This is a genomic window from Thermosynechococcus sp. B1, assembly GCF_030322985.1.
Lineage (GTDB): Bacteria > Cyanobacteriota > Cyanobacteriia > Thermosynechococcales > Thermosynechococcaceae > Thermosynechococcus.
Window position 1 is genome coordinate 537,197 of the sequence record NZ_CP096573.1, and the last position, 24,629, is coordinate 561,825.

The following is a 24,629-nucleotide window of genomic DNA, read 5'->3' on the forward strand; positions in this document are numbered from 1 at the left end:
CTCTTTAGAGGAGTCCTTGGGCAATCAGAGATTCAGCAATTTGCACCGCATTCAAGGCTGCCCCCTTGCGAATTTGATCGCCACACAGCCACAGTTCAAGGGCATTGGGTTGAGAAATATCTTGGCGCAGCCGCCCCACTAGCACTGGGTCTTTACCTGTGGCTTCTAAGGGCATGGGGAAATAATTGCGCTGCCAATCTTCAACAAACTGGACGCCTGCGGCCTGTTGCAGGCGATCGCGCGCCTCTTGCAGCGGAAAAGGCTCAAAGAACTCAACATTCAACGCTTCCGAATGGGCACGCAGCACAGGGACGCGCACACAGGTCGCCGTTAGCCGCAACTCTGGGGCATGGAAAATTTTGCGGGTCTCATTGACCATCTTCATCTCCTCTTGGCAGTAACCCTGCTCATTGAGGGGAGAATTGTGGGGAAAGAGGTTAAAGGCCAAAGGATAGGGAAAGGCCTCTGTACGCGGTGGTTGCCCCTTGAGAATATCGAGGGCTTGATCCTTGAGTTCTTGCATGGCCTTTGCCCCCGCCCCACTGGCAGACTGGTAGGTAGCCGCCACAATTCGCCGAATCGGTCGCACCTGATGCAAGGGCCATAGCGCAACCGTCATCAAAATCGTCGTGCAGTTGGGATTGGCAATGATGCCTTGGTGGGTTTTTAGATCTTCAGGGTTGACTTCGGGCACCACTAAGGGGACGTTGGGATCCATGCGATAGGCACTGGAATTATCAATGGCAATGGCTCCTTCCTGAACCGCAATTGGTAGCCACTGCCGTGACACACTTGCCCCCGCCGAAGCCAAAATCAAATCCAGTCCTTTGAGGGTCTCCTCACTCACCGCCTGCACAGGCAGCACTGTCTCCGCAAAAGAGAGGGTTTGACCGGCTGAACGGGGCGAAGCCAACAGCCGCAACTCTGCCACTGGAAACGAGCGTTCCGCCAAAATGGCCAAAATTTCCGTGCCAACCGCACCTGTCGCTCCTAAAATGCCAACCCGTAATCCCTGTGCCAAGACCATTACTCCTAGGAAGATAAGCTCATTTTACGATCGTTGCGGATTGAGAAATCGCAAAGCGTAGCATTTTGGAAATTTTACTGCCATATCTATAATGGCTATAGCCAATTTCCACCACAGCCTCTGCACTCCCCCACAAGAGTCGCCAGCGGCAGGACTCGATAAATCATCTGGAGGCTGGGATCGTGAAAACTCTCCAACAGTACCTATTTTCCATCACCTTAGTCTTTTGGGGACTGCTGAGTAGCGCTGCTTACAGCCAAATTACCCCAGCCACCAATGGCACTGGTACCACCGTCATCCAAAATGGTCAACAGATTGATATTAGCGGTGGCCGCCTATCGGGGAATGGTCAAAATCTCCTTCACCTCTTCCGTGACTTCAATATTAGTAACGGCCAAATCGCCAACTTTCTCTCTAATCCGCAAATTCGCAACATTCTTGCGGGGGTCAATGGTGGCAACGCCAGTTACATCAATGGCTTGATTCAAATTACGGGTGGCAACAGCAACCTTTATCTGCTCAACCCCGCAGGAATTGTCTTTGGCCCCAATGCCCGTTTGAATCTCCCCGCTGCCTTCCATGCTTCTACCGCTCAACGGGTGCTGTTTGAGGGAGGGATCTTTGATGTCAATGGCCAGAATCTCTATCAATCCCTCAATGGTCAGCCCACAGGTTTTGAATTTCTGAGTAAAGGCCTCATCATCAATGAAGGTGAGCTGAGGGTGGGTAGTGGTCAAACCCTCAGCCTAATGGCCCACCAAGTGATCAATACGGGTACACTCGCAGCCCCTGCAGGAAATATCCACATTGCGGCTGTACCTGAAACAGGAATGGTGCGCGTCTCCCAAGAGGGAATGCTGCTCAGCCTTGAGATTCCTCAAGAGCGACTACCGACTGGGGGAGCGATCGCCGCTGTGGACTTACCCAGCTTACTCACTGGCAATGGTTCACAACCTGTCAACAGCGTCATTCAAAACCCCGACGGCACAATTCGCCTTGTCCATGACCCCAGCAAAATTCCCACCACAACGAACACCGCCGTCATCAGTGGCAGCCTTTCCGTCGCCAACCCCATCGGTATGGGTGGCCAAATCACGATCACCGGTCAAAATATCGCCCTCATCAATGCCAACTTAACCGCCTCTGGTCAACTCGGGGGTGGCACGATTCTCTTGGGGGGCGATTACCTAGGGGGCACCACTGGCAGTAACCGCTTGCATAGCAGTTTCAATGCCCAGAATCTCTTTATCAACAGCGGCAGTGTGATTGCAGCGGATGCCTTCAATCAAGGCAATGGTGGCACTGTCATTGCATGGGCAGACAACAGCACCCAATTTGCCGGCACGATCAGCGCACGCGGCGGGCAACTTAGCGGTAATGGCGGCTTTGTGGAAACCTCTGGGCGAGAATTACTTAGCGTTCGGGGAACAGTAGATGTCAGTGCAGTGAATGGTCAGCCCGGTACATGGCTCCTTGATCCACGAAATGTCACCATTTCTAACTCCCCTACGAGTGGCGGGAGTTTCTCTGGGAGCAATCCTGATGTCTTTACCCCCACCACTGATGATGCTTTTGTTGTGAATACTGCCATTGAAGCTGCTCTGAATCTCGGCACTAGTGTCATCATCACAACTGGTGATACTGGAACCCAAGTAGGGGATATTTCTGTACTTGCCTCGATTACCAAAATAGGCGGCGGCGATGCCTCCCTAACCTTGCAAGCTGCAAATAACATTCTTGTTGCCGATGACATTCGCTCAGAAGCAGGCCGACTGAATATCATTCTCCATGCCGATGCCGATAACAGTGGTGCAGGAGCAATTAGATTAGACTCAGTTACACTCATTACCAATGGTGGCAATATTATTTTGGGGGGTGGCTCTAATCCCTTCACCAGTCCAGCGATCGGTGTCAGCACTGCTGGGGTTAGTATCGAAAACTCTACCCTCAATGCAGATGGCGGCCATATTAGGATTCATGGCAGTGGTGCAACAACTAATGGCCAACAAGGGGTACTGATCGGTGGGAGTTCAATCCTCACCTCAGGGTCTGGAGAGATCACCATTCTAGGGACAGGTGGTTCTAGTGTTTATAGCCCTGTGGATGGTATCTCGATTCAAAACTCCTTCATCAGCGCTGCGGCTGGCAATCTGACCTTAACGGGTACTGGGGGCAACGTCTCCGAAGGACTTTCCAACATTGGCATCCATCTTGAAGAGTCAGGAATTCGAACCACGACTGGGAATATTACCCTGACGGGTACTGGTGGTACGGGCTTTGCCTACAACCAAGAAGGTATTCTGAGTAGCTTCACAAGTATTACCAGTCAAAGTGGTGACATTATCCTGAGAGGTACAGGGGGTGAATTCGGTGCTGGTCTTGGCTTTAGGGCAGCAACTGACACAGAGTACTCTGCTGAGGTCAGAACGGCTGGAAATGGGAAGATTCTCATCGAAGGTCGCGGCACTGACGGCAATCCTGGTCTGGTCATGGAAGTCTCTGACGCCCCCCTGACATTAGCTGTTCAAGATGGCATGCTCACATTAGCAGCTCAGGGGGGGATTGAAGTCTTGGGTGATTTTCCCTCTCTGCTAGATATCCATAGTGCCGGGGCAGGCCGCCTTGTCTTTCAACCGATTGATGCGCATACTCCCGTCGGCATTGGCGATGGTGCAACGGGTAACTTAATCATTGATCAGTTTCTCCTCAACCAAATCACGGGTGGATTTTCTTTGGTGACCATTGGTCACCCTAATGGTACTGGTCTCATTGATGTTCGTCCCTTCAGCCTCAACTACAATCTTGCGCTGCAAACCCCCGGCGTAAGTTCCCTAGGTATTCAGTTCAATGGCTCTGGCACGACGAATCTCTATGGTCGCAATCTCACACTCAATAGCGGTGGCGGCGTTACTCAGGGCAGTCATGTCATTTCTGCGGGAACGCTGCAACTTCTTGGACAGGGGACTTTCACCCTCAACAATGTCAACAATGAGTTTCAGGCACTCTCAGGCAATGTCAGTGGAAATGTGAACTTGAGTCATCAAGGTGCCCTAGGTATCGTTAGTTTCAACAATGGTGTCAATGGCCTCACCACTGGCATCAATACCAACGGCAATACCCTAATCCTCAGCTTAAACAGTGGGAACCTAACGCAAAGTGCACCAATTCGAGCAGGCAACTTGGGTTTAACTTTACGAAATGGCAGTGCAATCCTAACCAACCCCAATAACCAAGTGGGGATACTAGCTGCTGAGTTGAACAGTGCGAGTGATTTGCAATTTGTCAATAACAGTACCCTTACCGTTGGCAATGTTAACCCAACAGGCATTACAGGGCGCAACATTTTCCTACAAACACTAACAGGCGATATTGTTCTCAATGCGCCAATTTCTGCCGTTGGGACTGGGGATGCGATTGTCCTTGCTGCGGAAAATAACTTTGTTAACAACTATGGCTCCGGTGTCTTCAGTACCCCCAACGGTCGCTGGCTAGTTTATTCGACTGACCCGAATTTCAATATCAACGGCGGCCTCACGGGTTCAGAGCAATTCAACACTACTTATCCTGAGCCTGCCCTATTTTCTGGTTCTGGTTTTCTCTATCGGGTTTCTCAAGCACCGCCAACTCCACCCACGGAGCCATCCACACCCCCAACTCCACCCACGGAGCCGTCCACACCGCCAACACCACCAGAACCCCAAACTCAAGAGAATCTGGGTCGGATTTTATTGGGAGAGGAGATACAAGGCACTCAACTGCCCCAGAATACCGCTCAAGTCATTTACTTCCCCGGAGTTGAGATCATTCGTCAGCAAATCAGTACGGCTTTTGATCAGGGAGACTACAACAGTGCGATCAAACTGCTTCAGCAGCTTTATTCCTTTGAGTTTAGTGAGTACTTTGGTGAATTTTTGAGCACTCCTAGTCAAGAGGGACTACAGTTCCTTGACATTGATCAAATCAAAGAATTATTGGGGCGTATGGCTGAAGAAACAGGTCAAAAACCTGCCCTGAGCTATGTCTTTTGGCGACCTGAACAGTTGGATATTCTCATCATCACACCCGAAGGGGAACCCATTTATCAACCCGTTCGAGTGCCCCAAGAAGTAGTGCGCCGCGTCATTTCTGCCTTTAATCGCGAGGTGCGAGATCCAACGAAAACCAATAGCGAATCCTATCTACCCTTTGCGCAGCAGCTTTACCAATGGATCATGGGCGGCGTTGATGCTGAATTGCAAGCACGAGGCATTAATACACTGGTTTTTGCCCTTGATCAGGGGTTGCGGAGTGTGCCGATCGCGGCTTTGCACACGGGGTCAAATCTTATTTCCTCAACGGTCAGTGATAGTCCAATCGGTCGTAATGGTCAGTTTCTAGTGGAACGCTATAATCTGGGTCTCATTCCCAGTATCAACTTGGTGGATACCCGCTACCAACCGTTGCAAAATGCTTCTGTACTGGCAATGGGTGCCTCGCAGTTCACAAAGCAAAGTCCTTTGCCAGCGGTTCCCATCGAGCTACAAACCATTACGCAACTGGTAGGACGAGGGCAAGTATTCCTCAATGAAGCTTTTACGGTCTCAAACTTGGAAACTCAGCGGCGGCGCAGTCTCTACCCTATCCTACACTTAGCGACCCATGGTGAATTTAATGCGGGTAAGCCACAAAATTCCTATATTCAGTTTTGGGATAGCCAGCTTTCAATGGCTCAAGTGCGGCAGTTGCGGTTATTCCAGCCACCCACAGAGCTAATGACGCTGAGTGCCTGTCGCACAGCGGTAGGAGATACCAATGCAGAACTTGGGTTTGCTGGACTGTCACTCCAAGCGGGCGTGAAAAGTTCGGTTGCTAGCCTTTGGTATGTCAGTGATGAAGGGACGCTGGCTTTGATGACGGCATTTTATGGACAGTTGAGAATTGCTGCCATTAAAGCAGAGGCCTTGCGACAGGCGCAGCTTGCCCTGATCCATCAGCAGGTTGTGATTGAGGAGAATCATCTGCGTAGTGCTGGGGTGCAAGGAGGGCTTTCAATTCCTTTGCCCCCAGAAGTTCAAACTGGGGGTGGGCGTCAACTTTCCCATCCGTACTTTTGGGCAGGATTTACGATGATTGGCAGCCCTTGGTAGCCTTAGGAAGAAATTTCTACTTCACCATTTGGGATTACCCATCAGCGAGAACAGGGGTACTGGGGCTGAGTTTGGCTGTGGGTGAATTGATGCTGCTGGGGAGGGTTTGCATCAGGTTTGCCATTTCGAGGGCATTGAGGGCATATTCCCAACCCTTATTGCTTTTAATGCCAGCGCGCTCAAGGGCCTGTTGCATCGTGTCGGTAGTGAGAATGCCGTAGATAATCGGCACACCCGTTTGCATAGAGGCCGTCGCAATCCCTTTGGTGACTTCAGCAGCCACATAGTCAAAGTGGGGGGTTTGGCCACGGATGACTGCCCCGAGACAAATAATGGCAGCATAGCGACGACTGGCCGCCAGTTGAGCCGCCACAAGGGGAATTTCAAAACTACCGGGCACCCAAGCATAGTCTACTTGAGAACCGTGGGGATTGGGATCAACGCCATGACGACGCAGGCAATCTTGGCAACCCTCTAGCAGCTTGGTTGTAATCAGGTCATTGAAGCGGGAAATCACAATGCCAAAGCGAGGCGTTCCCAGAACTTGATAGGTGCCTTCAAAAACAGCCATAGGTGGAGGTGCCAAATCTTACTCAAAAGAGTATAACCTGCAACGGCCTAGGAGGAGCGATCGCCCTGCTCCACGAGGACGTCTTGGGGCTGCCACTGCCGCACAATACTAGTTAACTTGGTAACAAATGGGTCAGACGCTAAATCAGGGTGAAATTCACTAATTTTTGTATTGCTAGGTGTCTCTGAAAGGCGAGAGGGAGTAGGTTCCGGCACACTAATGGGCAATGACTGGCAGATAATGGCTTCAAACTCACTGTTGAAGTGATAAATCGGTTGCTCACGCCGTTGCCATAGCTCTAAAATTTGCTCTACGGAAATGGCTTTATAGCGCCCTAGATAAAGAGCTTCAATGAGGGCGAGGCGAATCCAACGGGGAGGAAAATGGCGCAACCAACGATCTAGGATGACCTCAACTGAGGAGCCATCCAAATCAAAGCCATATTGACGTAGCAGGCGATCGGCAGCCTGAATGGCGGCATTGTTGCCAATATGTGCCATGCACCAACTGTTGCACTCCCAAAGTTATGGTGCCTCTATGATGCCACAAGTTTTCCAAGGTCGCAGCAGTGAAGAGCGTAACCCTGATATCGTAGAAAGGCAAACCCTAGTGCTTTTCACGTCACAAGTGCATCATGGTAACTGCGCCTCCTCCTGAGCTGCTAATTGAAGATGCCCCGCTAACAATCGCTGGGCGTCAGTTCCGCTCACGCCTGATGACCGGTACGGGCAAATATCGTTCTATTGCGGATCTCCAAGCCAGTGTTGCCGCGAGTGGCTGCGAAATTGTCACAGTAGCTGTACGTCGCGTTCAAACCAATGCCCCCGGTCACGAAGGACTTGTGGATGCTCTTGACTGGAGTAAAATCTGGCTGCTGCCCAACACCGCTGGCTGTCAAACTGCTGAGGAGGCGATTCGCGTTGCCCGTTTAGGCCGCGAAATGGCCAAGCTCTTGGGTCAAGAGGACAACAACTTTGTCAAGTTAGAGGTGATTCCCGACCCGAAATACTTGCTGCCCGATCCCTTCGGCACACTGGCAGCTGCAGAACAACTGGTCAAAGAAGGATTTGCGGTTCTTCCCTACATCAATGCAGATCCCCTGCTGGCCAAACGCCTTGAGGAAGTGGGCTGTGTTACTGTGATGCCTTTGGCCTCCCCCATTGGGTCGGGGCAAGGTCTGCGTAATGCCGCCAATATTCAAATCATTATTGATCAAGCTAGTGTTCCTGTTGTGGTTGATGCGGGCATTGGCACGCCCAGTGAGGCGGCCGCCGCGATGGAGTTAGGGGCAGATGCACTCTTGATTAATACCGCGATCGCCCAAGCGGGAAACGCCCCAGCAATGGCCAAAGCCATGGCACTGGCAACCACGGCGGGTCGTCTTGCCTACTTGGCGGGTCGAATTCCCGTCAAAGCCTATGCCAGTGCCAGTTCCCCCCTGACGGGAACAATTACGACAGCACCATGATGGTTGTCCTCCTTCTCCTGAGCCTGCTGAGTATCACGGGAAGCCTGTTCTACATTGTTGCCGCTGCCCTCACCTATCAATTTTTCACCACCCAGCGGACGACTCGCCTAGAGTCCTTACCGGCGGTCTCGATCTTGGTTCCTGTCTGCGGCTTAGAAGCAAGGGCTTGGCAAAACTGGTCTTCACTGTGCGAGCAAGATTACCCCCTCTATGAAGTCCTCTTTGGGGTTCAAGACCCCAGTGATCCAGCCATACCGCTGTTAAAGGCCATTTGCCAGACCTATCCCCACCGGGCTCGCTGGTATCTTTGTCAGCGGATTTGCGGGCTGAACCGTAAGGCCAGCAATGTCGCCCAATTGTTTACCCATGCGCGCTATGGGGTAATTGTTGAAACCGATAGTGATGTGCAAGTTAGACCCCATTACTTAGCCACTTTGGTGCAACCCTTGGCGGATCCCCAAGTGGGGGTCGTTACCTGTGGTTACATTGATCACCATCCCCGCCGCTTAGGAGCTGCGTTTCTGGCCATGGGGCGATGCCTTGACTTTATCCCCAGTGTGCTTGTTGCCCGCTGCCTTGATCGGGGACTGCGTTTTGCCATTGGGCCAACCGTGCTGCTGCGGCGGGAAGTCCTAGAAAAAATTGGTGGCTTTGAGATTGCGCTCAATCGCATTGGTGAGGACTACCAACTGGGGTATGCAGCGTGGCGTGCTGGGTATCGCGTGGAGTTATCGTCCTATATTCTTGACAATGACTGCGCTGATGAGTCCTTTTTGAAGGCGGTGCAACGGGAACTGCGCTGGTCTCGCAGTATTCGTGCCAATCGCGGCAATCAGTATTTTGGCATGGTGTTGATGTTTGGCACCGTCTATAGTGCCCTGCTGTGGGGACTGTTTCCAACCCCATGGACCCTCAGCGTCTTTCTGGGGGTTCAGGGCCTTCGCTGGTTGCAGGCGATCATGAGCATGGTCTTGATGGGCACCCCTCGGCTGCTGTTGTGGCTCTGGCTATTGCCCCTGCGGGATGTGATGAGCTTCCTGATTTGGCTGGGGGGCTGTTTTGGCAATCGCATCTACTGGCGCGGTCGCTGGTTGCGGGTCTATCGCCACGGTCAATTGCAAGAAATTGTTAAGGATTCTCAAGAGTCGTAAAGTTTGCTTGTTAGAATAGCTGCACTGTAACGCTGAATTGAGGTTTGTTTCGATGCGCTATACCACCGATGAGGGCGGTCGCCTCAACAACTTTGCTATTGAGCCTAGGGTCTATCAAGCACAGCCTTGGACACCGCAGCAAAAAGTACGGGCAGCCCTGTTGGTTGTGGGCGGATTGCTTTTAGTGGCTGGCTTGGTGGCGATCGCCGTCGGAGTGAGCTAATCTGCTTTGTCTTGGTTTTGATACCAGCGATGCCACCCTAGTGGCAGGCCTCTATGACTTGGGGGCAGATCAACTGCTGGAGATGAAAACATGGCCCTTGGGTCGAGAACTGGCCAGCCAACTTCACCCTTGCCTTGGGGAACTGATGGGTCGCTACACTTGGGGTGAACTAGGGGCGATCGCTATTGGCTGTGGCCCGGGCAGCTTTACGGGAACGCGCTTGGGGGTCGTGACTGCCCGCATCCTAGCCCAGCAACTGGAAGTTCCCCTTTTGGGTCTGTCTAGCCTTGGCACAATGGCGTGGCACTATCGTGATGAACTCATAGAACAGGATGGGGTGGTGTCGCGTCGTGCCCAGCAGGGGCATCAGTACCTTGGCATTTACCGTTATCAGGGGGGAAGTCTTAATTCTCTTTGGGGCGATCGCCTGCTGGCCGACCACGAAGCAGCAACACTTTTAGCTACTTGGCCTCACCCCTACAAACCCCTGAGTCCCCCCAACCCCACTGACTATGGCCGCGCTCTGCTCACATGGGCAGCCCAACAGTGGCACGATACACTAAGGGCAGGGGAAAAACTCCCCCATTGGTCAAGCGTGGTGCCCCTCTATGGCAAATAACTGGGAACTTGGTCGCTTTCTCGATACACTGCGCTTTTTTCAAGCCCTCCCCTTTGTGGGAACACTGGAGCCCCTCCGCCCTGTGCTGTCACCCCTTTTACCGGATCTCTTTAAGCCGCCCGCCTATCGGGGCAGTGGTCTTGTTGTGGTGATGGGGGCAACGGGTCGAACCGGTCAAGCAGTGGTGAAAACCCTCTTGGCTCAAGGCTATGCGGTGCGGGCAGGGGTGCGCGATCGCGCCAAAGCTGAGAATGTACTTCCCTCAGACCCTTTTTTAGACATTGTCGTTGCCGACGTGACTCAACCCTTGCCTGCCGATCTCTTGCAGGGCAGTCGGGCGGTGATCAACTGTGTTGGGGCAAAGGTACAGCCCAATCCCAACGCGCCACCCCCCGGCCTTGAAATTGTCGGTGCGAGTCCAGAGGCGGTTGAATTTGAGGGCATGCGGCATTTGTTGGAACGTGCCCAACCCTATTTTCAAAGTCAACCCAACACCTATCCCCTCTTTGACTATCGCTATCCCACGCCCCCCCTGAAGGAAGTTTGGGGTGCCCTCGATGATGTGGTCATGGGCGGCGTCAGTGCCAGCCAGTTTTACCTCAAGGATCACAGCGCCCTCTTCACGGGGCTGGTTTCTACGGAAAATTCTGGGGGGTTTGTCTCGATTCGCACCCGCAACCTCACCCCAGCCCTCAATCTCCAAGGCTACACGGGCATTCAACTGCGGGTTCGCGGCGATGGCCAGCGCTATAAATTTTTCCTACGCAGTGACCCCGCTTGGGATGGCGTCGGCTATGCCATGTCCTTTGATACGGTGGCCGATCAGTGGATCACGGTTGAATTGCCCTTTAGCCACTTTATTCCGGTGTTTCGGGCCCGCACCGCCACCAATGCGCCGCCTCTAAATGTGGGGCAAATTTACTCGCTGCAACTGATGCTCAGCAAATTTGAGTATGACGGTGCCCTCAACCCCCACTTTCGCCCCGGCACCCTCAGCCTTGAGATTGAGTCGATTCAAGCCTATGGGGGGTTGCCCTTGCCCCGCATGATTCAGGTGAGTTCTGCGGGGGTGACCCGTCCGCAACAAGCGGATCTTGACCTGAAGGGGCAGCCCTTGGCAGTTCAATACAACGACCAACTGGGGGGCATCCTCACTTGGAAACTGGCGGCAGAAAATATGCTGCGCCAAAGTGGCCTACCCTATACGATTGTCCGCCCCTGTGGTCTGACGGATCAGCCCGGTGGCAAAGAGCTGCGCCTTGATCAGGGCGATCGCCTGACGGGCTCTCTGAGTCGCGAAGATTTAGCGGCGTTTCTGGTCAGCTTACTGAATTTGCCCGTGGCCTGCTATCGCACCGTAGAAGTGGTAGCCACAGATCAAGCCGCCGAGGCCTATCCCAATTGGGCAGCACGCCTTGCCCAAATCCCTAGCGATCGCCCCTAGGAGACAGTGGGAAATGGTGCGTTTCCTCCATGTTGCCGATGTCCACCTTGGCTTTAATAAGTACCGTCAAGAGAATCCCAATCGCACGTTTGATTTTTTCACCGCCTTTGACAGTGCCCTGCAAACCTACGCCATCGAGGCACAGGTGGATTTTGTCCTGATTGCCGGCGATCTCTTTGAGGAGCGGCTGATTACCCCCGGCATTCTCAATCAAGCGGAATACGTCCTCGACAAGGTGCGATCGGCGGGGATTCCCGTGCTGGCGATCGAGGGCAACCACGATAACTGCCCCTACGGTGTCAAGTCCAATTGGCTCCGCTACCTCTGTGAAAAAGACTATCTCTATCTACTGGAACCTGACGAAAGTGGCCAATTACAGCCGTGGGACGCCGAGGCAGCGCGGGGTGGCTATATGGATCTCCCCTGTGGCGTGCGCGTCATTGGTTCCCAGTGGTATGGTGCCAGTGCCCCCCGTGCCATTCAACAGCTTGCCAGTCAAATTCAGGCACTACCGCCCGCTGCTGGTGCGACGATTTTGCTCTTTCACCACGGCCTTGAGGGGCAAGTCTCCCGTTACCAAGGGGCATTGCGCTACAACGAACTCCTACCCCTGCGCCAAGCGGGTGTAGATTACCTTGCCCTAGGGCATATCCATCGCCATTACGCCGTTGAGGATTGGATTTTTAATCCTGGCTCCGTTGAGGCCAATTCGATTCAGGAAAATCAGCAGCAAAATCCGCGGGGGGTGCTGTTGGTCACCCTTGAGAAGGGGTCACCCCAAGCGGAACTCAAGCGCGACTATTGGCAGCGTCCCATCCATCGCTACACCCTTACCCTCACCCCCAGTAACACCGTGAGCCATGTGGAGAGCCAACTCCAGCAACTGGTGCAGCGGCATCGCTCAGACATGGCAGAGGCGATTGTCGAAGTCACCCTAAAAGGCGAAGTGGGGTTTGAGCGCGGCGATTTATCTGTGCGATCGCTCCAAGAGCAACTGCAAGAGGCAGCCAATGCTTTTATCTTTCGATTGGGGTTTGCCGCAACCCCTGTGGCCTATCAAACCTACCGTGATGCGACGGCTGAACCACCCCCCCGCGCCCAGATCGAAGAACAGGTGTTTACGGATCTGCTGGCCAGTGTTGCTGAGTACCGCGATCGCGCCGAACCCTTGGCCAAGGTGCTGATGCACATCAAAGAAGATCTGCTACAACCCAATGCCAATATTCCTGACCTCTACCAGTGGCTGGCAGACCTCTCCCTAGAGAGTTAGGGCTGGGGTGGTAATGGGATGAGGGGTTGATTCGCCACATTGGCCAACTGGACAGCGGGAGACTGCAACAGGGCTTGCCATTTTTGCTGGAGCTGGGCATTCCGCGGCTGCGCTAGGCGTTGTTTGGCCAGTTGATTGAGGGTGTCGTACCAGTAGCCCGCCATGGCAAAGGCATCCGCCACATCCTTAGCTTGCACGATTCGCTGCTGTTGGCTTGGCGATAAGGGCATCGGTCGAAACCAACTGACGGTTTTGACGGCTGTGGTGCCATTGGTACAGGTGAGGGTGAGTTGCCACTGGTAATCCACCCCATTTTTGAGGGCAACATTCTCCACAGGCCAGCCAATAATACCCGCTTCCGTGGGGGCAGGACGCTCTTGGCGATAGACTTCTGTGCCTTGGGGATCCCGCAGCGTCAGGGTTAGGGTTGCGCCCTTGTTGGCGGGAATGAAGCTATAGAGGGTAGGGGTGGGGGTGCTGCTAAGGCCATTGTTATCCTTGGGCACAAGGGCAACCACAGTTTGTTTTGGCTCAGTCAGACAGCTTTCGATGCCACCGGTACTTTCCCGCAGTAGCATGGGACGGGCAATCCGCGTTGCAGCTCCCTCACGGTTACCGGGGCGGCCAATATTAGCGGGTGGACGATAACTTGCCCAAGAGGCATGGGCGATCGCCCCAATCATGACCACTGCCAAACTTAGGGGAATGGCAATGGGGCGGATCCCAAATTGAATAGCCATATCACTCAATCCTCGCAATTGAACAGGCAATGAACCGGGACTCAGTTCAACAGGTCATTGGAATTCTTTCTAAAAACTAAAGATGTTGCGAATGACGCTGACACCCGTATTGACGGTATTCAAAATTGAATTGATGTTCTCAATGCGATCGCGACTATCGGGTTGACTCGGTGCGGTCACAACCACAGGCGCAGTGCCACTGGCGATCGCCTGATTATCTACTTGCAGAGAGAGAAATACACCCGCCGCTGGCGCACCCGTCAGAAAGGTGTTAATCGGAATCGCGTAATTAAACCCCGGCTTAATCAAGCTGGCAATGCTCGCTGCCGCCTCTGGACTCAAGCCTTGGCGCTCAAGGGAGCGGGGGTCTTCTGTATCACCGAGACCATGAACCCCGACCACACGCCCTGCACTATCCAAAACAGGGCCACCACTCATACCGCGACGGGTAACATTGGTGTAGATCATTTTATAGCCATCAATGGGTTCAATCAAAAAGCCGGAGATACGGCCATCGGTAAACTGCCGCACTAACTGACCACTGCCCCCCGGCTGCGGCCACCCCGAGATAAAGACCTGCGACCCTTCCTTGGCAAAGTCAGAGTTTGTCAGCGTAGCCACCTGATAGTCTTTTTTCTCGCTTGTGAATTCCACAATAGCTAAATCTGTATTCGGCAAAAATTTAATCTTACTGAAATCAACGGCGTAGGCCTGCTGATCAATGGGAATCACGCGGTAATTATCCTTACGATTGACAACGTGCTTTGCCGTAAGCACATAGTAGGTCGAACCGGAGCGGGAAATAATGGCACCAGAACCGTGGGAATCTTTCCCCACAATCAAGACTGTGATGTTGCGGGCAATCTCGTTAATTTGCTCACCACTCAGGGGTTGGACTTGACCCACTGCGGGTAAAGCCATTGCCACTAACCCCGTTGCTCCGAGCATCGCACCCCTCACCCCTGCGTAGTTCATCATACTTCCTACCTGACGACACCGATAGGACGATTCTAAGGGGCAAATTGTTGCCGTGCCAGTGATGGTGATCAGTGATTTTTTGTGCGTTGGGTCAACTTCCGTGCCATTCTGTTTAGGCTGCTAAATGGGATGCGAGAAAGGCAATCACCTGATCTAGCCCAAGGCCAGTTTTCAAGTTCGTCATCACATAGGGGCGATCGCCCCGCATTTTCGGGGTGTCCCGTTTCATTACCTCTAAATCAGCACCCCCATAGGGGGCACGATCAATTTTATTAATCACCAATAAATCCGACTTGGTAATCCCCGGCCCGCCTTTACGGGGAATTTTATCGCCAGCAGCCACATCAATCGCGTAAATTGTTAAATCCACCAGCTCTGGGCTAAAGGTCGCAGCCAAGCGGTGTGGGGACATCCCCCCGTTTCAACACTGAGAATTCGCTCGGAGGGAAGGGCTTGGGAGCGCACCAAAAACTGGGCATCCTCTTGGGTGTAAATATCATTAGTCACAACCGCTAGGCGATAGCGATCGCGCAAAGCTTTACAAAGGGCATCCCCAAGGGCGGTTTTACCTGACCCCACAGGCCCTGCCACACCCACTCGCAATGCTGTCTCCATCGGCTTAATCCTTCTCAATGCGATAGCCCAACTCCGCCAAGCGCAACCGATCCTGTCGCCAGCGGGGGCGTACCTTGACAAACAGTTCTAAGTAAATCTTGCCCCCAATGAGGGTTTCAATTTCTTGGCGGGCAGCGGTGCCCATTTGTTTGAGCAACTGACCTCCTTGGCCGATAATAATCGCCTTTTGCGTTGGACGCTCCACATAAATCACGGCGTGGACACGGGTGAGCTTGCGATCCTGCTGCACCTGTTCAATCGTCACGGCCACCGAGTGGGGGACTTCCTCGCGGGTGTGGTGCAAAATTTGCTCACGGATCAATTCCGCCATGATGAAGCGCTCTGGCTGATCGGTGACCATCTCTGGCGGATAGTAATAGGGGCCAAGGGGCAACTGCGCTGCGATCGCCGATTGCAGCAAACCCACTCCCTCTCCCGTGAGCGCCGAGCAGGGATAGGCTGGCCAAGGGCCAAGGGTTTGATAATCCTGTTGCCGCTGTGGACGCTCCCCTTCTGGCAGCAGGTCAATTTTATTGATGGCCACCAGCACAGGAGATTGGGTTGTGGTCAGGAGATCCGCCACATAGCGATCGCCTCCACCGGGAGGACTAGCAGCATCCACCACAAAGACAATCGCATCTACCCGATTGAGAACGCCCTTGGCATTATGCACCAGCACTTCTCCGAGCCGATGGTGGGGCTTATGGATACCCGGTGTATCCACAAAGATCAATTGCGCCGTTGCCGTGGTCAGGATGCCCCGCAAGCGATTGCGGGTGGTTTGCGCCACCGGTGAGGTAATGGCCACCTTCTGCCCCAAGAGATGGTTAAAGAGGGTAGACTTGCCTACATTGGGACGACCCACTAAGGCGACAAAGCCAGAGCGAAAGCCCTCTGGGGCAACAGGAATACTGGAAATGGGTTCCACCGTGAGTCCCTATGGATTGGAGGGCGTGGGTTGATCGTTGGCTGGTGGCGAGGGGAGAGGGTTAGGACGGGTCTCCGTCCTCAGTACCGGTTGTTCTACCGGTTGAGTTGCCAAGGCCACACGATTGCCCCCGAGCGATCGCAGCAGATCCAAAACTTGAATGACTTCGTTGTAGCTCACCACCTGTGATGCCCGCAAAATCACCATTCCTTGGGGATTCGTTTTCAAATAGGTGGCCAAGCGTTCATATAGCTCACTGCGGTTGACGGGGTCTTTATCCACAAAGAGTTGCCCGGCAGGGTCAATGCTCACCACCAGCATCTTTTGCGACTGCGCTTGACTGGTGCTGGCTTGGGGCAGATTCAAGGTAATCGCCTGCTGCCGCGTCAGACTCACCGCCGCCAAAATAAAGAACGTGAGGATACAAAAGACCACATCAATCAGCGGCAGCATTTCAATGCGAGCATTTTCACTTTCACTGGGCAAATGAATCTTCACGGCCATTCCTCAACCACGCTGCCTCAATGATAAAACTCTGAGCAAACACAGTAGGATCAAAAAGTTTCCCACCCGTGCAGTTATGACCAGTGCAACGCCCCAGCCCGGACAACTCATTGTGATTACTGGCCCTAGTGGGGTCGGCAAAGGGACGCTCCTACGGCAACTGCGACAGCGACATCCCGAACTGGCACTTTCGGTTTCAGCAACGACCCGTCCGCCACGCCCCACGGAGGTTGAAGGGGTGGATTACTATTTTGTCTCTGTAGAAGAATTCAAGGGAATGATTGCTGCTGGGCAACTCTTGGAATGGGCAGAGTTTGCCGGCCACTACTACGGTACCCCACGCGATCCGTTGCTGCAACTCATTGCCCAAGGAAAAACCGTCATCCTTGAAATTGAACTGCAAGGGGCACGCCAAGTTCGCCAGTCCTATCCTCAAGCGCGTCACATTTTTATTCTGCCGCCATCTTTAGCGGAACTTGAACACCGTCTGCGTAGCCGTGGCCAAGATAGTGAGGAGGCGATCGCCCGCCGTTTAGCTCAAGCGGAAACCGAAATTGCTGCGGCCCCAGAATTTGATGTTCAAATTGTCAATGATGATTTGGAAAAAAGCCTGATTGCTCTTGAAACAGCAATTTTTAGCCCTGTGCCCTAAGGCTCTGCCCGCACAATTCCGAGGTAGAGTTCCCCCACTTTAGGGTCATTGAGTAATTCGCTGCCCAATCCCTCATAGCGATCTTTGCCCATTTCCAAGACATACCCGCGATCGCTCATGGCAAGGGCTTTCCGTGCATTTTGCTCCACCAAAATAATGGCCGTCCCTTGGGCATTAATCTCCTTGATTTTGGCAAAGACATCATTGACAAGAGCTGGGGAGAGAGCAGCGGAGGGTTCATCCAAGACCATAATTTGGGGATCCAACATCATGGCGCGTCCCATGGCCAGCATTTGCCGTTCTCCCCCCGAAAGGGTACCCGCTCGTTGCTGTCGGCGCTCAGCCAAGCGGGGAAAGGTGTCATAGACCCGCTCTTTGAGGGCTTTGAGGTTGCCGCTTTTCGTAAAGGCACCCATCTCCAGATTTTCTTCAACCGTCAGGGTACGAAAGACATTGGCAATTTGCGGCACGTAGCCAATTCCCTTTTTGACGATTTGGTTGGGACGTAAGTAGGTAATATCTTCGCCGGCGAGGGTAATTGTGCCGAGGCGGGGCGTCAGCAACCCAGCGATGGTTTTTGCCAAGGTTGATTTTCCAGCCCCATTAGGGCCAATCACCGCTACCAGTTCTCCCGCTTCGAGGCGAAAGTTTACCCCCCGCAAAATATCCACATCGGGAATATAGCCGGCATAGACATCAGACACTTGGAGCAAGCTCATGGTTCAAAAACACATCGCCAGAGGTTCAACATCCTCAGTATAGAGGTTTCGCCCTGTGTCCCTAATTTTGCTCCTGAAGGCAAGGGATTGCTGTGGTGAATTGAGAGCCTTGAGGGGTTGATCAAGCACCTCTGGACAAAAATATCCTCTCAGCTCGGCAATTTTCTCAAACCCAGTCTCCACAACGCTTTGAGCAATTTCTAACAGATTTAGAGGTGCTTGAATTTTCCCGAAATTCAGTTCCAGAGTGACTTTCACGCCCTGTGACCCTGCGGATCTAAAAATTTTACAAAAACAAAAAAATGATCCCGTCTAGGTGCTTGAAAATGACCTGTGCTATAGTAGTCGTAGAGCGCCTTCTAGGAAGGTGCCGTGCTGGGATTCTTTCCCAGCCGAACTAATGGAAACGTTTTCCGCAATTGGAAGTTTCGCCTGGGCTTTTAGGTGCTGGGATTCTTTCCCAGCCGAACTAATGGAAACAGACGTTGCCTGTCATTAATCACTACCCGCAAAGCGTGCTGGGATTCTTTCCCAGCCGAACTAATGGAAACTACCCTGGGTAGTCAAACATGATATCGATATCTTCTTGTGCTGGGATTCTTTCCCAGCCGAACTAATGGAAACGACAGAACCCCGCAGTTCGTTAAAAACCAGTAACTGGTGCTGGGATTCTTTCCCAGCCGAACTAATGGAAACCTGTTGAGCAATCAGTTTTTGCAAGAGACCCAAGTGCTGGGATTCTTTCCCAGCCGAACTAATGGAAACACTTCGATGGCCCGAAAGTTGTCGTTGATGTAGGTGTGCTGGGATTCTTTCCCAGCCGAACTAATGGAAACTTGGCTAGGAGAAAAGCCTAGCTATCTGTTATTTGGAGTTTGGAGTTTGTTATGGGCGTTTATTATGACCGGGTCAAAACCGCATCAATTCAAGCTGCTACTACTAGCAGCCGCTCTCGTACCGTTTACCACGTCGATTTAGAACCCTTGGCGTTGTGCGTATTTACGCAATCTAAGACTGCTCACTCCAAAGTTTCTAAGCTGCGTGAGCGCTTAATTGCCAAGCGGATTTTTATTCCACTTGGATGGCTTTCGACACAAGTGGAAGTGGTGTTTAGCCAGAAGTGTTGAATCCTGCAACAAAACTTAACATTTTAAGTGACCAGTAGCTCTGGCTGCCAATCAAAGCTCCAATGCACTATTGAGCAGCGACGACTGAGTTCCAGTTGCAAATATCGCAATTTGTCTAATAGCTTCTTCCCAAAGTATTCAGGTATCTCCACCAGCTCTAAAATTAAATAGGCAATTAAAACCATATAAATCTGATTTATCACCCCGTTCAAACTCTTCGTAATCAACTTGTCTAATGATAAATGCATCTTCAGAAATTTCCATAGGTTCTCAATCGCCCACCGATGCCGATATAACTCACTCACTTCCTCATCACTCAGCTCCTTTAGATTTGTCGCTATACGAAACTCCGTTTGATTCTCGTCAAAAAATTGAACCACGCGATATCTCTCATGATTGAGCTTCATTCTCATGTTATTCTTGATACGTACAACAAATGGGCACTTCCTCTCACTTAGTCGCTCTAAAAATTGCCAGCTCGCAAACCCTCTATCCATGATTACAACAGCATTCTCAGGGATCATTTCTAGAATCTCCTCTTGAAAGCTCAGGTCATGTCTCTCCCCAAAAGAAATCACCGCTTTACCCATGATGTTCTCTGTTAAATCAAATCCCGTAAGTAACTTCACTTGATGATATTTATAGAACCAAAAGAGTTTACTCGTCAGGGTAATGATGGTTGAATCGATAGGAAACAGCGTCATGCTTGAAGTACGATGTCTCTTTTGAGCTTGAGACATCAGTTGAGTGTAAATCCCCTCAAATAAGCTGGTTGTCCGAGTTTTGTTGGCTTTGGAAAACGTGGACATATCCACTGTAATCCCTGCATGATTCAAGCGATAAAATAAGGCTCTCATACTGGTTAACCCTTGGTCGAGAACGTAGGTCAACCAGATTTTGAAGAACAATTGAGAGTTCAGCACGGGGTAGTCACAGGGGCTGAGCCGATTGAGAATGGACTTGACAAGAGTTGCAAAAGATGCCATAGTAAATTGATTTTTTCTTCTTCTTTTAAGGGAAGAATATGACATTTCTTCCCTTTTTTCTAGCCTCTCAAACTATCTTTCAACACTTCTGGGTGTTTAGCATCTTGGAGCACGGGAAAATTCCTGAGAACTTTTCGCTTGAACGGACTATTTTATACGAAGGCGATCCAATGGATGACTCAGACCTTTCCGCGCTTGCCGAAACACTGCACAAATTTTATACCCGAACGCCACGTTCTTTACAGGATGGTATTTTTAGCATCCTAACTAATCCCAATCTCTTGGTAGAGTTTTCCGACAACTGGAAAGGCCTGTTTTACTTGCCGTTAGCCTTTCACGGTTTTGACCTAGCGCCTGCCTCTCAACCTGCACCTGCCCCTCAAGTGCATTATGACCGGGTCAAAACCGCATCAATTCAAGCTGCTACTACTAGCAGCGGCTCTCGTGCCGTTTACCACGTCGACTTAGAACCCTTGGCGTTGTGCGTATTTACGCAATCTAAGACTGCTCACTCCAAAGTTTCTAAGCTGCGTGAGCGCTTAATTGCCAAGCGGATTTTTATTCCACTTGGATGGCTTTCGACACAAGTGGAAGTGGTGTTTAGCATCTTGGAGCACGGGAAAATTCCTGAGAACTTTTCGCTTGAACGGACTATTTTATACAAAGGCGATCCAATGGATGACTTAGACCTTTCCACGCTTGCCGAAATACTGCACAAATTTTATACCCGAACGCCACGTTCTTTACAGGATGGTATTTTTAGCATCCTAACTAATCCCAATCTCTTGGTAGAGTTTTCCGACAACTGGAAAGGCCTGTTTTACTTGCCGTTAGTCTTTCACGGTGTTGACCTAGCGCCTGCCCCTCAACCTGCACCTGCCCCTCAAGTGCTGGGATTCTTTCCCAGCCGAATTAATGGAAACACTTCCTCCTAAAAGGGGGCTTCAGGGGGGGAGATCAGTGCCTGAACCTGAGGTGGCAAGCAAGGTCGCGGAACCAGTAACAAGCATCCCTGACCTTTAGGGCGGGCAGTGTGTCAAAATTGGTGTTAAGTCGTGCACCCAGCGGAGTCAACGGAAACGCAGCAACAATGAAAGCCGTTGCCATCACAGAATTTGGTGACCCCGATGTTTTAGCGCTGCGGGAGATGCCTGAGCCGCAGATTCAAGCTGCCAATGAGGTGAAAATTCAACTGCGGGCGGCCAGTGTGAACCCCATTGATACGAAGCTGCGACAGCGGGGAACATTTTTTCCCGATCGCCGGCCCGCCATTCTCGGCTGTGATGGCGCAGGGGTGGTCGTGGCTGTGGGTGCAGCGGTGCAGCGGTTTCGCGTAGGGGATGAAGTTTATTTTTGCTATGGGGGCTTGGGCGATCGCGGCGGCTGCTATGCCGAATACACCGTTGTTCCTGAAGTTGCCGTTGCCCACAAGCCCAAAACCCTTTCCTTTATTCAGGCCGCTGCCTTGCCCCTAGCAGTGATTACGGCCTGGGAAGCCTTGGGCGATCGCGGGGCAGTGCCACCTTTGAATGTCCTCTCCACCGCAAAAACCGTTCTCATCCATGCCGGGGCAGGCGGGGTGGGGCATCTCGCCATTCAACTGGCGCGGCGTTTCGGAGCCCAAGTGGCCACGACAATTAGTTCCGCAGCAAAAGCACGATTTACCCAAGATCTGGGTGCCACCCTTGCCATTAACTACACCACCAGTGATTGGGTACAAGCAGTCTTGGACTGGACAGGGGGCAAAGGAGTTGATTTTGCTCTTGACACCGTCGGCAGCACAACCTTTAGCGACACCTTCAAAGCGGTGCGTCCCTATGGCACCCTCGCCACCCTCTTGGAACCCGCCGCCGATACGCCGTGGAAAATTGCCCGCCAACGCAACCTCTTGATCCAACTCACACTGATGCTGACGCCGCAACTCATGGGGTTGAGTGATGCCCTTGCCCATCAGGGAAAAATCCTTGAACAGGTGGCCACCCTTGTGGATCGCGGCGAGCTAAAAGTGGTTGTGGATAAAACCTTTCCCCTAGGGGCGGCGGCGGATGCCCATCGCTATCTCAGCCAACGCTTGGTGCAGGGTAAGGTGGTACTCGTCCCATAATTGGGGATTTTCTGATGGTTGCTCAGATTCTTGCCGCCCTTCTCATCGGGCTAGAACAGGCTCAAGGGGTGCCGACATGGCTCAGTCAAACGCCCCGCAGTGATGTTTATCGGGTTTGCCGCATTTTTAACGGACGCCTTAGCTATTGTGGCCGTTGGTTCACAGGGGAAACGGTGCTGTTGCAGAACAACTTCTATCGCACCTGCCGCATTTTTAATGGGCGCCTCAGTTACTGTGGTCGGTGGTTCACGGGGGAAACGGTGCTGTTGCAGAACAACCTCTATCGCACCTGCCGCATTTTTAATGGGCGCCTCAGTTACTGTGGCCGTTGGTTCACGGGGGAAGCAGTACTGTCGGAGCCTCGACGCTAACCTATTCTGGCTGCGAAGAGGGATACAATTCTGGTGGCATTGGCTCCGGTTGCAGGCTCACGGTTTGCCGGCGATCGCCCCGTTGAATCTCCAAAGTCACTTTCTCCCCCAACTTTGTTTGCTCAACCACGCTTTGTACCTGTTGGGGGCTGGGTTGATTGAGATCGTTAATTTTGGCAATCCAATCTCCCACTTGCAGCCCCGCTTTAGCCGCCGGCGAATTGGGGGCAACACCAACGATTAGCGTCCCTTGGGTTTGATTCAGTGTCCAGTTGGGCTGATCTTGACGGATTTGGGCAGCCACTTCTGGCGTCAATTGCACCATGCGAATCCCCAGATAGAGGTGCTGGGCGCGCCCCGTAGTAATAATCTGTTCAGCAATGCGATAGGCCGTATTGATGGGAATGGCAAAACCAAGACCCTGCGCTTGGGAAATCACGGCGGTATTGACGCCCACCACTTGACCAGCAGCATTCAGAAGGGGGCCCCCGGAATTGCCCGGATTAATCGCCGCATCCGTTTGAATGAAGCTCACCCGCTTATCGGCAGCGCCAATTTCATTACTGGCACGCCCTGTTGCACTAATAATGCCGGCGGTTACGGTGTTACTTAGCCCCAAGGGGTTACCGATGGCGATCGCCCACTCACCGGGGACAAGGCTATCGGAATTGCCCAGTTGTACCGTCGGTAAATTCTCAGCCTCAATCTGCACCACCGCCACATCCGTCAGGGAATCTGCACCCACCACCTTGCCATCATACTGGCGACCATCGGGGAGCGTGACTCGCACGGCAGTAGCCCCCTCCACCACATGGGCATTGGTCATAATCTTGCCATCGGGGGTAAATATAAACCCAGAGCCTTGACCTTGGCGCAGCGGCACCTCTGGTATTGGAAAAGGATTGAGAAAACTATCCTCTTGACTGCGGCGCAGTCGTAGGGTATCAATGCTCACCACTGCTGGCCCTGCCTCAGCAACCACCTTGGCAATGAAATTCTCCCCCGCATTGGGTCGCTCCGTGGGGGCAAGGGGAGGCAAAGATGCCCCCGTATTAGGGGTGGGGGAGTTGCGATCGGGCAAACGCAATGGACAGCCCGTCAGTGCCACAAGGGCGATCGCCATCCCAACGCAACTCAACCGTGTGCGAACCATACTCAACTCAACTCGGCAGCAGATCCACTCTAGCCTTATCCTGAAAATAGTGAGTTTGTCGAACCTCTGCTGGCATGCTGACTGTGATTAGCTACCTCGAACAGCCCATGACCTTTGATAGTTTCTTTGGACCTGTGACCCTGCAGCCCGGTCGCAATGAAAATGTCGATGAGCGGCGCTGGCGCAACTGCAAAACCCACAATGCTGACCTGCAAGCGCTGCTCAAAAAGGGGCTTATTGTGGTCGAAGACGTGGGGGTCAGCTCATAGGCCATGACGGATGCAGTCGCTGCCCTCTTTCAGCAAGGGCAACAGGCCTTCGAGCGGGGAAACTACCAACAATCGATTGTTCTTTTAGGACAGGCGGCGGCGCTGGCGGAGGGAAATGCGGTGCGATCGGGGGAAATTAGCCTCTGGTTAGTCACGGCCTATAGTGCTGCTGGCGATCAAGGGGCTGCCGTCAGCCTCTGCCGTCAACTCCAACGACACCCAGATCATCACACGCGGCAGGAAAGTCGTCGCTTGCTGGCGATTTTGGAAGCTCCCCAACTCAAACGCCGTCCGGAATGGTACAGCGAAATTCCCGACCTATCCCATGTGGGCGATCGCGCCTACACGTCCCCCTACAGCCGTTCCCCGAAAAAGCCATCGGCTGCCCCCCCAAAACCCCAAGAACCACCGCCCCCTGCTACGCCTTTACCGAATGCCTTCATCTGGCTTGCCCTCACGGGCTTGGGCGTGGTCACACTCTTGGCAGCTTGGTTATAGTAAACTTCCCACCGACTAAAGTCGGGGGCTTTCAGTATCGGAATTTAGGAACACATGGGTAGAGAGCCACGGCAAGGAAACGCTGG

Annotated in this window: 24 protein-coding genes, 1 pseudogene and 1 CRISPR repeat array; of the genes and pseudogenes, 14 read left to right on the top strand and 11 right to left on the bottom strand. The window is 52.6% G+C overall.

The features are described from left to right. Nucleotides 1-4: 4 nt before the first annotated feature. A complete protein-coding gene (locus M0644_RS02755) occupies nucleotides 5-1,027 on the bottom strand; it encodes an aspartate-semialdehyde dehydrogenase (protein WP_286626489.1) in 1,023 nt (340 codons plus the stop codon). A 182-nt stretch (nucleotides 1,028-1,209) separates the two neighbouring features. Here M0644_RS02755 and M0644_RS02760 point away from each other — a divergent pair, with 182 nt between their 5' ends. Continuing rightward, complete coding sequence (locus M0644_RS02760) at nucleotides 1,210-6,153, top strand: CHAT domain-containing protein (protein WP_286626490.1); 4,944 nt, start codon at nucleotides 1,210-1,212, stop codon at nucleotides 6,151-6,153. Nucleotides 6,154-6,187: 34 nt separating this feature from the next. Here the strand turns inward: M0644_RS02760 and ribH are convergent, their stop codons facing one another. Both ribH and M0644_RS02770 read right to left on the bottom strand, forming a co-directional pair. Further along, nucleotides 6,188-6,724: a 6,7-dimethyl-8-ribityllumazine synthase gene (gene ribH / locus M0644_RS02765; protein WP_286626492.1), complete on the bottom strand. Its 537-nt coding sequence runs from the start codon at nucleotides 6,722-6,724 to the stop codon at nucleotides 6,188-6,190. Nucleotides 6,725-6,771: 47 nt separating this feature from the next. Then, nucleotides 6,772-7,224 carry a hypothetical protein gene (locus M0644_RS02770; RefSeq protein WP_149817947.1) on the bottom strand — a complete coding sequence of 151 codons (453 nt, stop codon included), beginning with the start codon at nucleotides 7,222-7,224 and terminating at the stop codon, nucleotides 6,772-6,774. 134 nt (nucleotides 7,225-7,358) lie between these two features. On the opposite strand from M0644_RS02770, the gene M0644_RS02775 reads away from it, so the two are divergent. Genes M0644_RS02775 through M0644_RS02800 form a run of 6 tightly spaced genes read left to right on the top strand, consistent with a single transcriptional unit; the run spans nucleotide 7,359 to nucleotide 12,899 of the window. Continuing rightward, entirely contained in the window at nucleotides 7,359-8,192 is an 834-nt protein-coding gene (locus M0644_RS02775; protein WP_149817949.1) for a thiazole synthase, read from the top strand. Then, the gene (locus M0644_RS02780; RefSeq protein ID WP_149817951.1) at nucleotides 8,189-9,343 is read left to right on the top strand and encodes a glycosyltransferase; all 1,155 of its coding nucleotides are present in this window, start codon (nucleotides 8,189-8,191) and stop codon (nucleotides 9,341-9,343) included. The genes M0644_RS02775 and M0644_RS02780 overlap by 4 nt, the downstream gene beginning before the upstream one ends. A 52-nt stretch (nucleotides 9,344-9,395) precedes the next feature. Continuing rightward, entirely contained in the window at nucleotides 9,396-9,566 is a 171-nt protein-coding gene (gene psb34 / locus M0644_RS02785) for a photosystem II assembly protein Psb34 (protein ID WP_149817953.1), read from the top strand. Between the two features lie 40 nt (nucleotides 9,567-9,606). Further along, nucleotides 9,607-10,185: a tRNA (adenosine(37)-N6)-threonylcarbamoyltransferase complex dimerization subunit type 1 TsaB gene (gene tsaB / locus M0644_RS02790; RefSeq protein ID WP_286626493.1), complete on the top strand. Its 579-nt coding sequence runs from the start codon at nucleotides 9,607-9,609 to the stop codon at nucleotides 10,183-10,185. Further along, nucleotides 10,175-11,629, top strand: coding sequence for a CIA30 family protein (locus M0644_RS02795; protein ID WP_149817958.1), 1,455 nt, complete (start codon nucleotides 10,175-10,177; stop codon nucleotides 11,627-11,629). Before tsaB ends, M0644_RS02795 begins: the two co-directional genes overlap by 11 nt. Before the next feature lie 13 nt (nucleotides 11,630-11,642). After that, on the top strand, nucleotides 11,643-12,899 hold the full coding sequence (locus M0644_RS02800; protein ID WP_149821610.1) for a DNA repair exonuclease: 1,257 nt from the start codon (nucleotides 11,643-11,645) through the stop codon (nucleotides 12,897-12,899). On the opposite strand, the gene M0644_RS02805 is transcribed toward M0644_RS02800, so the two are convergent. From M0644_RS02805 to M0644_RS02825, 5 genes and pseudogenes are all read right to left on the bottom strand, one after another. Then, nucleotides 12,896-13,639: a DUF928 domain-containing protein gene (locus M0644_RS02805; protein WP_286626494.1), complete on the bottom strand. Its 744-nt coding sequence runs from the start codon at nucleotides 13,637-13,639 to the stop codon at nucleotides 12,896-12,898. The genes M0644_RS02800 and M0644_RS02805 overlap by 4 nt on opposite strands. Nucleotides 13,640-13,708: 69 nt before the next feature. After that, complete coding sequence (locus M0644_RS02810) at nucleotides 13,709-14,617, bottom strand: serine protease (RefSeq protein WP_190278180.1); 909 nt, start codon at nucleotides 14,615-14,617, stop codon at nucleotides 13,709-13,711. 112 nt (nucleotides 14,618-14,729) lie between these two features. Beyond that, nucleotides 14,730-15,232, bottom strand: a pseudogene (locus tag M0644_RS02815) (GTP-binding protein). A gap of 4 nt (nucleotides 15,233-15,236) precedes the next feature. Continuing rightward, nucleotides 15,237-16,160 (bottom strand): GTPase Era, encoded by a 924-nt coding sequence (era, locus tag M0644_RS02820; RefSeq protein WP_286626495.1) that lies wholly within the window; start codon nucleotides 16,158-16,160, stop codon nucleotides 15,237-15,239. Nucleotides 16,161-16,169: 9 nt separating this feature from the next. Then, nucleotides 16,170-16,664, bottom strand: coding sequence for a biopolymer transporter ExbD (locus M0644_RS02825; RefSeq protein ID WP_286626496.1), 495 nt, complete (start codon nucleotides 16,662-16,664; stop codon nucleotides 16,170-16,172). Nucleotides 16,665-16,740: 76 nt separating this feature from the next. Between M0644_RS02825 and gmk the strand changes: the two genes are divergently transcribed. Beyond that, nucleotides 16,741-17,316: a guanylate kinase gene (gene gmk, locus M0644_RS02830; RefSeq protein WP_149817966.1), complete on the top strand. Its 576-nt coding sequence runs from the start codon at nucleotides 16,741-16,743 to the stop codon at nucleotides 17,314-17,316. Here gmk and M0644_RS02835 read toward each other — a convergent pair. Next, nucleotides 17,313-18,035 carry an ABC transporter ATP-binding protein gene (locus M0644_RS02835; RefSeq protein ID WP_286626497.1) on the bottom strand — a complete coding sequence of 241 codons (723 nt, stop codon included), beginning with the start codon at nucleotides 18,033-18,035 and terminating at the stop codon, nucleotides 17,313-17,315. The genes gmk and M0644_RS02835 overlap by 4 nt on opposite strands. Nucleotides 18,036-18,407: 372 nt before the next feature. Continuing rightward, nucleotides 18,408-18,871: direct repeats of the CRISPR family, unit length 36 nt; unit sequence GTGCTGGGATTCTTTCCCAGCCGAACTAATGGAAAC. Between the two features lie 51 nt (nucleotides 18,872-18,922). On the opposite strand from M0644_RS02835, the gene M0644_RS02840 reads away from it, so the two are divergent. Further along, nucleotides 18,923-19,162, top strand: a complete 240-nt coding sequence (locus M0644_RS02840) for a hypothetical protein (protein WP_286626499.1) — start codon at nucleotides 18,923-18,925, stop codon at nucleotides 19,160-19,162. A gap of 23 nt (nucleotides 19,163-19,185) precedes the next feature. On the opposite strand, the gene M0644_RS02845 is transcribed toward M0644_RS02840, so the two are convergent. Further along, the gene (locus M0644_RS02845) at nucleotides 19,186-20,193 is read right to left on the bottom strand and encodes a transposase (protein ID WP_399373867.1); all 1,008 of its coding nucleotides are present in this window, start codon (nucleotides 20,191-20,193) and stop codon (nucleotides 19,186-19,188) included. Between M0644_RS02845 and M0644_RS02850 the strand changes: the two genes are divergently transcribed. The 3 genes from M0644_RS02850 to M0644_RS02860 all read left to right on the top strand — a co-directional run bounded on the left by M0644_RS02850 (nucleotide 20,187) and on the right by M0644_RS02860 (nucleotide 22,623). Next, nucleotides 20,187-21,083, top strand: coding sequence for a hypothetical protein (locus M0644_RS02850; protein ID WP_286626501.1), 897 nt, complete (start codon nucleotides 20,187-20,189; stop codon nucleotides 21,081-21,083). The genes M0644_RS02845 and M0644_RS02850 overlap by 7 nt on opposite strands. 155 nt (nucleotides 21,084-21,238) lie before the next feature. Then, entirely contained in the window at nucleotides 21,239-22,252 is a 1,014-nt protein-coding gene (locus M0644_RS02855) for a zinc-dependent alcohol dehydrogenase family protein (RefSeq protein ID WP_286626502.1), read from the top strand. Between the two features lie 14 nt (nucleotides 22,253-22,266). Further along, nucleotides 22,267-22,623, top strand: a complete 357-nt coding sequence (locus tag M0644_RS02860) for a hypothetical protein (RefSeq protein WP_286626503.1) — start codon at nucleotides 22,267-22,269, stop codon at nucleotides 22,621-22,623. A 1-nt stretch (nucleotide 22,624) separates the two neighbouring features. On the opposite strand, the gene M0644_RS02865 is transcribed toward M0644_RS02860, so the two are convergent. Then, nucleotides 22,625-23,776 carry a trypsin-like peptidase domain-containing protein gene (locus M0644_RS02865; protein ID WP_286626505.1) on the bottom strand — a complete coding sequence of 384 codons (1,152 nt, stop codon included), beginning with the start codon at nucleotides 23,774-23,776 and terminating at the stop codon, nucleotides 22,625-22,627. A gap of 74 nt (nucleotides 23,777-23,850) precedes the next feature. On the opposite strand from M0644_RS02865, the gene M0644_RS02870 reads away from it, so the two are divergent. Together M0644_RS02870 and M0644_RS02875 are read left to right on the top strand one after the other, a co-directional pair. After that, nucleotides 23,851-24,045 (top strand): hypothetical protein, encoded by a 195-nt coding sequence (locus tag M0644_RS02870; RefSeq protein WP_149817974.1) that lies wholly within the window; start codon nucleotides 23,851-23,853, stop codon nucleotides 24,043-24,045. Between the two features lie 3 nt (nucleotides 24,046-24,048). Then, nucleotides 24,049-24,543, top strand: coding sequence for a hypothetical protein (locus tag M0644_RS02875; protein ID WP_286626506.1), 495 nt, complete (start codon nucleotides 24,049-24,051; stop codon nucleotides 24,541-24,543). Nucleotides 24,544-24,629: the final 86 nt, after the last annotated feature.

Bases quoted from the DNA above. Each gene is read 5' to 3' on its own strand.
- M0644_RS02755 (WP_286626489.1), bottom strand. From the start codon at position 1,027: ATGGTCTTGGCACAGGGATTACGGGTTGGCATTTTAGGAGCGACAGGT.
- ribH (WP_286626492.1), bottom strand. From the start codon at position 6,724: ATGGCTGTTTTTGAAGGCACCTATCAAGTTCTGGGAACGCCTCGCTTT.
- M0644_RS02770 (WP_149817947.1), bottom strand. From the start codon at position 7,224: ATGGCACATATTGGCAACAATGCCGCCATTCAGGCTGCCGATCGCCTG.
- M0644_RS02775 (WP_149817949.1), top strand. From the start codon at position 7,359: ATGGTAACTGCGCCTCCTCCTGAGCTGCTAATTGAAGATGCCCCGCTA.
- M0644_RS02780 (WP_149817951.1), top strand. From the start codon at position 8,189: ATGATGGTTGTCCTCCTTCTCCTGAGCCTGCTGAGTATCACGGGAAGC.
- psb34 (WP_149817953.1), top strand. From the start codon at position 9,396: ATGCGCTATACCACCGATGAGGGCGGTCGCCTCAACAACTTTGCTATT.
- M0644_RS02795 (WP_149817958.1), top strand. From the start codon at position 10,175: ATGGCAAATAACTGGGAACTTGGTCGCTTTCTCGATACACTGCGCTTT.
- M0644_RS02800 (WP_149821610.1), top strand. From the start codon at position 11,643: ATGGTGCGTTTCCTCCATGTTGCCGATGTCCACCTTGGCTTTAATAAG.
- M0644_RS02805 (WP_286626494.1), bottom strand. From the start codon at position 13,639: ATGGCTATTCAATTTGGGATCCGCCCCATTGCCATTCCCCTAAGTTTG.
- M0644_RS02810 (WP_190278180.1), bottom strand. From the start codon at position 14,617: ATGATGAACTACGCAGGGGTGAGGGGTGCGATGCTCGGAGCAACGGGG.
- M0644_RS02825 (WP_286626496.1), bottom strand. From the start codon at position 16,664: ATGGCCGTGAAGATTCATTTGCCCAGTGAAAGTGAAAATGCTCGCATT.
- gmk (WP_149817966.1), top strand. From the start codon at position 16,741: ATGACCAGTGCAACGCCCCAGCCCGGACAACTCATTGTGATTACTGGC.
- M0644_RS02835 (WP_286626497.1), bottom strand. From the start codon at position 18,035: ATGAGCTTGCTCCAAGTGTCTGATGTCTATGCCGGCTATATTCCCGAT.
- M0644_RS02840 (WP_286626499.1), top strand. From the start codon at position 18,923: ATGGGCGTTTATTATGACCGGGTCAAAACCGCATCAATTCAAGCTGCT.
- M0644_RS02850 (WP_286626501.1), top strand. From the start codon at position 20,187: ATGACATTTCTTCCCTTTTTTCTAGCCTCTCAAACTATCTTTCAACAC.
- M0644_RS02845 (WP_399373867.1), bottom strand. From the start codon at position 20,193: ATGTCATATTCTTCCCTTAAAAGAAGAAGAAAAAATCAATTTACTATG.
- M0644_RS02855 (WP_286626502.1), top strand. From the start codon at position 21,239: ATGAAAGCCGTTGCCATCACAGAATTTGGTGACCCCGATGTTTTAGCG.
- M0644_RS02860 (WP_286626503.1), top strand. From the start codon at position 22,267: ATGGTTGCTCAGATTCTTGCCGCCCTTCTCATCGGGCTAGAACAGGCT.
- M0644_RS02865 (WP_286626505.1), bottom strand. From the start codon at position 23,776: ATGGTTCGCACACGGTTGAGTTGCGTTGGGATGGCGATCGCCCTTGTG.
- M0644_RS02870 (WP_149817974.1), top strand. From the start codon at position 23,851: ATGCTGACTGTGATTAGCTACCTCGAACAGCCCATGACCTTTGATAGT.
- M0644_RS02875 (WP_286626506.1), top strand. From the start codon at position 24,049: ATGACGGATGCAGTCGCTGCCCTCTTTCAGCAAGGGCAACAGGCCTTC.